Raw genomic sequence first — 6,916 nt, forward strand, 5'->3', positions numbered from 1 at the left:
CTCCACACCTAGCGCGGCTGCCAGCGGTGGCGGGCCAGGGGCAGGCGACCGGCGGTGTCCACCGGGATGCCCTCGGCCAGCAACAGCTCCCGTTGGATCCAGTCGCTGCCTTCGCGGCTGGGGGTGAAGCTGATCTGGCCGCGGGCATTCACCACCCGGTGCCAGGGAATCGGCGAGGGCAGGGGCAGGCGGCGCAGGGCCCAACCCACCTGGCGCGCCGCACCCCAAACGCCGATCAGCTCGGCGATCTGGCCGTAGGTGGCGAGCTGGCCCGGGGGGATCTGGGCCACGGCATCCCATACCCTCTGATCAAAGGAGTGCTGCCGCCCATGCCCCTGCTGCCCCGCCGCTTCGAGCGGCTCAAGGCCGTGCTCGATCGCCGCATGGGCGACCTCACCGTGGTGCTGGAGCACGTGGACAAGCCCCACAACCTCTCGGCCATCCTGCGCAGCTGCGATGCCGTGGGGGTGCTGGAGGCCCATGTGGTGAGCCTGGCAGGCCGCACCCCCACCTTCAACTGCACGGCCAAGGGCAGCGAGAAGTGGGTGCCCCTGCACCGCCACAGCGACGGCGACTGCGTGGCGCTGCTCACCCAGCTGAAGGCCCAGGGTTTCCGGCTCTATGGCACCCACCTGTCGGTGGAGGCGGTGGACTACCGCCAGTGCGACTTCACCGGCCCCAGTGCGCTGGTGCTGGGGGCCGAGAAGTGGGGCCTGAGCACAGCGGCGGCCGCGTTGGTGGACCAGCCGATCGTGATCCCGATGCAGGGCATGGTGCAGTCGCTGAACGTGAGCGTGGCCTGCGCCACCTTGCTGTTTGAAGCGCTGCGCCAGCGGCAGGCGGCCGGGGTGCTGCCGAGCCACGGCGAGGGCGTGCCGGCCGAGCGCTACGGGCCGTTGCTGTTTGAGTGGGCCTACCCGGAGGTGGCGGCCTGGTGCCGGAAGGAGGGGCGCCCCTACCCGGCCCTGGATGCCGAGGGCGCCATCTGCGAAACCCTGCCCCGCACGGTCAAGCTGCGCTACTAAGAACGCCCTACTGAAACCGGCGGGCACTGGGCAGCCACAGGGCCAGGCCGAGGGCCGCCAACTCGAGCAGGATCTGGCGGCCACCCAGCAGCACCACGGCCAGGGCCACCGCGGCGATCAGCTTCTGGAACAGGCTCCAGACGTCGTCGGCATTGGCGCTGCCGCTGCACCACAGGGTGGCCGCGACGGCCAGCAGGAGTAGATCCAACCACCAGGGCATGGGTGATCCACCGGGTGACGGGAGTGCTTCCATTGTGGAGCGCCTTCATCGCCCTGGCGCGGGCCGTGTACATCACCAATGACGAACGGGCCGCCGTGAAACGGGCCATCAACGAGCGCCACGGCTCGGTGATTGTGGAGGAGAAGCTCTATGCCGATTACACCACCTGCTTCACGACCCCCCAGACACAACCGAGCGAACACCGCAATCCCGTGCAAAATGGCTAGCAAAACTCCATTTCGGCTGCGGATATGGCGGCAGTGCGGCGATTTTTGCAGCCACCTCCTGGCAGCTTCTTCCTGTTTGGCCCCCGCGGCACCGGCAAGTCGACCTGGCTGGCACAGGTGTTCCCCGAAGCCCTGCGGTTGGATCTGCTGGCACCGGATGTACTGAGGGCCTACCAGGCCCGGCCAGAGCGGCTTTCGGACTTCATCGCTGCCGCTGGCACGACCGCTCACACGGTGGTGATCGACGAAATCCAGAAAGCCCCCCAGTTGCTCGACGTGGTGCATGTCCTGGTGGAGCAGCGGCGGGATCTGCGTTTTGTGCTCACCGGTTCGAGTGCCCGCAAGCTGCGCCACGGGGCCGCGAACCTGCTCGGTGGGCGGCTGGTGGCCGTGCACATGGGGCCCTTCATGGCTGCTGAGCTCGGCCAGGATTTTGATCTGATGCGGGCCCAGGCCAACGGACTGGTGCCCCTTGTGTGGCAGGCCGTGGACCCCCAGGCCACCTTGGCGGCCTATGCCTCGCTGTATCTGCAGGAAGAGGTGCAGGCGGAAGCCCTGGTGCGTCAGATCGGCGACTTTGCAAGGTTTCTGGAGGTGATCAGCTTTTCGCAGGGCACCCTGCTCAACCTGGCAAACCTGGCCCGGGAAACCGAGATACCCCGCAAAAGGGCTGAAAGCTATCTGGGAATTCTTGAGGATCTGTTGATCAGCTTTCGGCTGCCGGTGTTTCAACGGCGAGCCCAGCGGCAGCTGGTGCAGCACCAGAAGTTTTTCTGCTTCGATGCCGGAGTTTTCCGCTCCCTCAGGCCCCGCGGCCCGCTTGATGGGCCGGAAGAGATTGGTGGCATCGCTTTGGAATCCCTGGTGGCACAGCACCTGCGGGCGCTCTGCCAGCTGCGGCCAGGAGGGGCCCAACTCAGCTTCTGGCGCACCCGATCTGGACTGGAGGTGGATTTCGTCGTGTATGGCCCAGACCTATTTATGGCCATCGAGGTGAAACACAGCCGTCGCATCGATCGCAGCGACCTCAAGGCGCTGCGGGCCTTCGGTGAGGACTACCCAGAGGCAGAGCGCTTGCTGCTCTCCTTGTGCCCAGAACCGCTGCTGATCGATGGCATCCGCTGTGAACCTCTGGAAGCCTGGTTGAGGCAACTGCGCCCTTAGCGCTGACCGGCGCCCCCACTGAGCCAGCTCTCGAGCCCTTCCCCCAGAAACGACAGGCCTAGCACCAGCACAAACAGGGCCAGGCCGGGGTAGAGGGCCGTCCACCAGATACCGGTGGGTACGGCGGTGAGGGCCTGCTGCAGGTCGCCGCCCCACTCCGGGATGGTTTCGGGCAGGCCCAGGCCCAGAAAACCCAGACCACCCAGCACCAGCACCGCATCGGCGGCGTTGAGGGTGAGCAGCACCGGCACCGAGGTGATCACGTTGCGCAGCAGGTAGCGGCGCAGGATCCAGAGGGGCCCGGCGCCAAGGGAGCGGGCCGCCTCCACAAAGAGCTCCGCCTTCACCTGGGCCGTCTGGTTGCGCACCACCCGGAAGTACTGGGGGATGTACACCACACAGAGGGCAGCGGCGGCGTTGGGCAAACCGCGGCCCAGCAGGAAGGCCAGCACCACCGACAGCAGCAGCACCGGCAGGGTGTAGAGGGTGTCCATCAGCAGCACCAGCACGCGATCCACCCAGCCGCCCAGGTAGCCGCTCACCATGCCCAGGGGCACCCCGATCGCCAGCGCAATCACCAGGGCCAGCAGCACCACCTGCAGGGCCACACCGCTGCCGGCCAGGGTGCGCACGCACACGTCACGGCCGAGCCGATCGGTGCCGCACCAATGCTCAAGAGACGGGGCGGCGTAGATCGGGTTTTGCAGGCCGGCATTGGGATCGGCCAACCAGCCGGCGTGCACCAGCAGGGGCGTGACCAGGGCCACCAGGGCGTAGGCCACCACGATCACCAGACCCCAGCGGGCCATGCGGCCCGAAAGGCTGGTGGCGCGGCGAAGGGCAAAGCCTGCAAACACAGGGCCGGCAACAGCAATGGGCACCAGTTGAGCAGAGACGGGGCTGCAGCGCCATGGCGAGCAGCAACCGAACCCCTTCGCCGCGACAGGCGGACACACCAGCTGCGCATGCATAACGCATGCACTTGTCCTACAGTCGCCCCAAAGCCTGGCCTTCCGCCAATGCCGTCGCTGCAGATTCGCGACCTGCCGGAGCCGCTGCATCGGCTGTTGCAGCGGCGTGCCCAAGCCCACAAACGCAGCCTCAGTCAGCAGGCCTTGGCCGACCTCGAAACCCTGGCGGGCGGCGATCCCCGCCTACGGCGCCGGGCGGCCTTGGAGCGCATTGAGCAGCGCTGGACAGAGCGGCTGCCTCTGCAGTGGGTCCAGTCGCCCGAGGAGCTGATCCGGGCCGACCGCGACCGCTGATGCCTTTTCCCTCTCAGGCCACCTGTGTTTTGGATGCCTCAGCAGCGGTCAGGCTGGTCACGGGTGATCCGGAGGCCGTCCAGTGGGCCCAGCAGATCGCGCAGGCCCCACTGGTGCTGGCGCCTGAATTGATGCTGAGTGAGGTCGCCAACACGCTCTGGAAACTGCATCGGGCCGGCAGCCTCGAGGGACAGGATCCCCAGGAGCTCCTCGTGGATGCCCGCGATCTGGTGGACCAGATCGAACCCGATCGCCACCTGCAGGTGGAAGCCCTGGCCCTGGCTTGCCATCTCGACCATCCTGTTTATGACTGCCTCTATCTGGCCCTGGCCAGGCGGGAAGCGGCCGGGCTATTGACGGCGGATCAGCGCCTGCAAAAACTGGCCACCAAAGTGCTGCCGTGACGACCCGATCCCCCATGCCCAGCCACCGGCTGCTGATCGTCGATGACGACCCGGAACTGCGCCAGTTCCTGCGCACCGAACTGGAGATCGAGGGCTATGGCTGCAGCGAGGCGGCTACGGGCCAGCAGGCCCTGGCCCAGATCCGCGCCGAACGCTGGGACCTGCTGCTGCTCGACTGGACCCTGCCCGACTTCAGCGGTGTGGAGATCTGCCGGCGGCTGCGCGCCAACGATGACCACACGCCGGTGCTGATGCTTACCGCCCGCGATGACGTGCGCGAACGGGTGGAGGCCCTCGATGCGGGCGCCGACGACTACCTCACCAAGCCCTTTTCGATTGAAGAACTGCTGGCCCGAGTACGGGCGCGGCTGCGGCGGCGCAGCAATGGCACGGATGCGCAGGAGAGCCTGCGGCTGGCGGATCTGGAACTCACGCTGGCCAGCCGGGAGGTGAGCCGCGGCGGCGAGCCGGTGCTGCTCTCCGGCCGGGAATTTGAGCTGCTGCTACTGCTCCTGCGCGAGCCCAACCGGGTGCACAGCCGCGAAGCCATCCTCAGCGCCGTGTGGGGCAACCAGTGGGTGGGCGACGACAACGTGCTGGATGTGTACATCCGGGCGCTGCGGCGCAAGCTGGAGCGCGAGGGCCAACCCACCCTGATTCAGACGGTGCGCGGCGTGGGCTTCATGCTGAAGGAGGGACTCCCAAAGACCTGACCACAGGCAGATGCAGCTGGAAATCCGCTCCGCCGCCGGGGGCATCAGCCGCCACCACATAGCCACCCATCGCCTCCATCAGCAGCCGCACCACGGCCAGGCCGATGCCACTGCCCCGGCTGTTGGCGTTGATGGCGGCGCTGCCGCGGGAGAAGCGTTCAAAGATCGCCTCCCGTTCGCTGGGGGCAACCCCCGGGCCCTGATCCCGCACATGCAGCACCAGGGCATCGCCCTGCTGATCGGCCGCCAGGCTCACCGGCAGGGGCGTGGGGCTGTAGTGGAGGGCGTTTTCAATCAAAGCCGCCAGACACTGCTGCACCCGTTCCGGATCACCCAGGCCCACAGGCAGCTGCGCTGCTGGTGGGTCCAGATGCAAGCGCCAGCCGCTGCTCGGGGCCAGCCGCTCATAGGCCTGCACCAGGGCCTCGTCGGCCAGGATCGGTCGGCGGCGCAGCACCAAGCGGCCGGAATCCTGGCGGGCCAGATCAAGCAGATCGCTCACCAGGGTTCCCATACGCTGGGCCTCCTGCTCAATCAGCCGCAGGGAGGGGGCCACGGCCTCCAGGCTGGGCTGGCGCAACAGCCGCTGGGCGTGGCCGGAGATGAGGGTGATCGGCGTGCGTAACTCATGGGCCACCCCATCCACAAAGGAGCGCTGCCGCTCCCAGGAGGTGGCTAAGCGGCCCTGCAGATCGTTGAAAGCCGAGGCGATCGGCTGGAATTCCTCGGGCTGGTCGACCACAGGGATCTGGTCACCGGGCACCGGCGGGGCCTGGGTGGAATCAAGAAGGGCCGTGAACTCTTGCAGGGGCTGCACTAGGCCCCGCTGCAGCACCAGCCGCAGCAGGCCACTGGTAAAGAGGCTCGACACCCCAGCCGCCACCGCCAGCAGCCAGAACGCCAAACGCTCTTGCTGGAGAGAGGCGGTGACGTTCTGCTCGACCATCAGGGTGAAGGAGGAGCCGTCGTCGAGCTGGAGGGGCTGCACGCTGGTGAGCCAGCCCTCGCCATCGCGCCGCTGCAACTTGGGAGGGTTGGCCCTAGGGGAAGCCCCGCGCAGCACCCTCAGCCGCAGGCTGGGCAACAGGGCCTGACTCAGCAACGGCTCCAGCTGCTCGCCGTTGGCGGCCCGACTCTGGAGTTCGCCCACCAGCTCACCCACCAGCTGCTCATGGGCCAGGCGCCGCTGCAAGCCAGCCACACCCTGATTGAGCAGGAGCAGCAAGCTGTAGCCCGCCAACACCGCCAGCAGCGAGGTGGACTGGAGCCAAAGCCGCAAGGGCGAAATGCGCATCGAAGGCGACCTGCACCAGAGCGATGCCGGCATTTTCAGCCAAATTTCAGAAAACGCTCAGGTTGCCGCCCTGTTCAAACCCAGCCCAACGCCGCAAGCTGGGGGAGATTCCATTTCTTAGGGCTGCCCAGCCCCTCACTCGATGGCCTCAAGCCTGAGCTCCAACCAACTGCTGATTTCCGCCTTGGCCAAGCGCCAACGCTCCAAGAACCCCCTGCAGGCCGGCTTCACGCTGATTGAGCTGCTTGTCGTTATCATCATCATTGGCATATTGGCCGCAATTGCGCTACCATCGTTTCTGAATCAAGCCGACAAAGCCAAGGGCAATTCGGCCAAATCTCTTGCAAGCTCAGCAGCGAAAGAATGCCAAGTTTGGCTAGTAGATCAAGACCCATCAACCTTCACTCAAACCACAGGAGGAAGCGGACAGCAAGTTACACTTGCCCCAGCTCAAGGAAGCACAACTTCTTGCTCTGTCGCCAACGGGGGAACATTTACCGCCACCGTAACAGGTAAAAACTGGACCTACACAGCAGCAGTTACATCCGCAGGAGCCGTGTCCCGCTCCTGCTCAACTGGAGGCTATGGCTGCACCACCACCTCT

12 protein-coding genes are annotated in these 6,916 nt (G+C 66.4%); 8 read left to right on the top strand and 4 right to left on the bottom strand.

Going from position 1 to position 6,916, the window contains the following annotated elements; translation table 11 throughout:
* Nucleotides 1–8 precede the first annotated feature (8 nt).
* A complete protein-coding gene (locus KBY71_RS07865) occupies nt 9–377 on the bottom strand; it encodes an MGMT family protein (protein WP_254928392.1) in 369 nt (122 codons plus the stop codon).
* Between KBY71_RS07865 and KBY71_RS07870 the strand changes: the two genes are divergently transcribed.
* Complete coding sequence (locus tag KBY71_RS07870; RefSeq protein WP_254928380.1) at nt 330–1,025, top strand: TrmH family RNA methyltransferase; 696 nt, start codon at nt 330–332, stop codon at nt 1,023–1,025. The genes KBY71_RS07865 and KBY71_RS07870 overlap by 48 nt on opposite strands.
* A gap of 7 nt (nt 1,026–1,032) precedes the next feature.
* On the opposite strand, the gene KBY71_RS07875 is transcribed toward KBY71_RS07870, so the two are convergent.
* The gene (locus KBY71_RS07875; RefSeq protein WP_254928381.1) at nt 1,033–1,245 is read right to left on the bottom strand and encodes a hypothetical protein; all 213 of its coding nucleotides are present in this window, start codon (nt 1,243–1,245) and stop codon (nt 1,033–1,035) included.
* Between the two features lie 23 nt (nt 1,246–1,268).
* On the opposite strand from KBY71_RS07875, the gene KBY71_RS07880 reads away from it, so the two are divergent.
* Entirely contained in the window at nt 1,269–1,472 is a 204-nt protein-coding gene (locus tag KBY71_RS07880) for a hypothetical protein (RefSeq protein ID WP_254928382.1), read from the top strand.
* Between the two features lie 45 nt (nt 1,473–1,517).
* The gene (locus KBY71_RS07885; RefSeq protein WP_254928383.1) at nt 1,518–2,636 is read left to right on the top strand and encodes an ATP-binding protein; all 1,119 of its coding nucleotides are present in this window, start codon (nt 1,518–1,520) and stop codon (nt 2,634–2,636) included.
* Here the strand turns inward: KBY71_RS07885 and KBY71_RS07890 are convergent.
* Nucleotides 2,633–3,445, bottom strand: coding sequence for an ABC transporter permease (locus KBY71_RS07890; protein ID WP_254928393.1), 813 nt, complete (start codon nt 3,443–3,445; stop codon nt 2,633–2,635). The genes KBY71_RS07885 and KBY71_RS07890 overlap by 4 nt on opposite strands.
* A gap of 210 nt (nt 3,446–3,655) precedes the next feature.
* Here KBY71_RS07890 and KBY71_RS07895 point away from each other — a divergent pair, with 210 nt between their 5' ends.
* From KBY71_RS07895 to KBY71_RS07905, 3 genes are read left to right on the top strand one after another with little or no spacing between them, the layout of a single operon-like run.
* Nucleotides 3,656–3,901 (top strand): FitA-like ribbon-helix-helix domain-containing protein, encoded by a 246-nt coding sequence (locus KBY71_RS07895; RefSeq protein WP_254928384.1) that lies wholly within the window; start codon nt 3,656–3,658, stop codon nt 3,899–3,901.
* A complete protein-coding gene (locus KBY71_RS07900; protein WP_254928385.1) occupies nt 3,901–4,305 on the top strand; it encodes a type II toxin-antitoxin system VapC family toxin in 405 nt (134 codons plus the stop codon). The genes KBY71_RS07895 and KBY71_RS07900 overlap by 1 nt, the downstream gene beginning before the upstream one ends.
* 14 nt (nt 4,306–4,319) lie before the next feature.
* Nucleotides 4,320–5,018, top strand: a complete 699-nt coding sequence (locus KBY71_RS07905) for a response regulator transcription factor (protein WP_254928394.1) — start codon at nt 4,320–4,322, stop codon at nt 5,016–5,018.
* Here the strand turns inward: KBY71_RS07905 and KBY71_RS07910 are convergent.
* The gene (locus KBY71_RS07910; RefSeq protein WP_254928386.1) at nt 4,987–6,312 is read right to left on the bottom strand and encodes a sensor histidine kinase KdpD; all 1,326 of its coding nucleotides are present in this window, start codon (nt 6,310–6,312) and stop codon (nt 4,987–4,989) included. The genes KBY71_RS07905 and KBY71_RS07910 overlap by 32 nt on opposite strands.
* On the opposite strand from KBY71_RS07910, the gene KBY71_RS07915 reads away from it, so the two are divergent.
* Nucleotides 6,305–6,433, top strand: coding sequence for a hypothetical protein (locus KBY71_RS07915; protein ID WP_254928387.1), 129 nt, complete (start codon nt 6,305–6,307; stop codon nt 6,431–6,433). The genes KBY71_RS07910 and KBY71_RS07915 overlap by 8 nt on opposite strands.
* Before the next feature lie 21 nt (nt 6,434–6,454).
* Nucleotides 6,455–6,916, top strand: a 462-nt coding sequence (locus tag KBY71_RS07920) for a prepilin-type N-terminal cleavage/methylation domain-containing protein (protein ID WP_254928388.1), incomplete at its 3' end; no start/stop codon positions are given.

This window comes from Cyanobium sp. T1B-Tous (assembly GCF_024345475.1).
In the GTDB taxonomy this organism is placed as follows: domain Bacteria; phylum Cyanobacteriota; class Cyanobacteriia; order PCC-6307; family Cyanobiaceae; genus Cyanobium_A.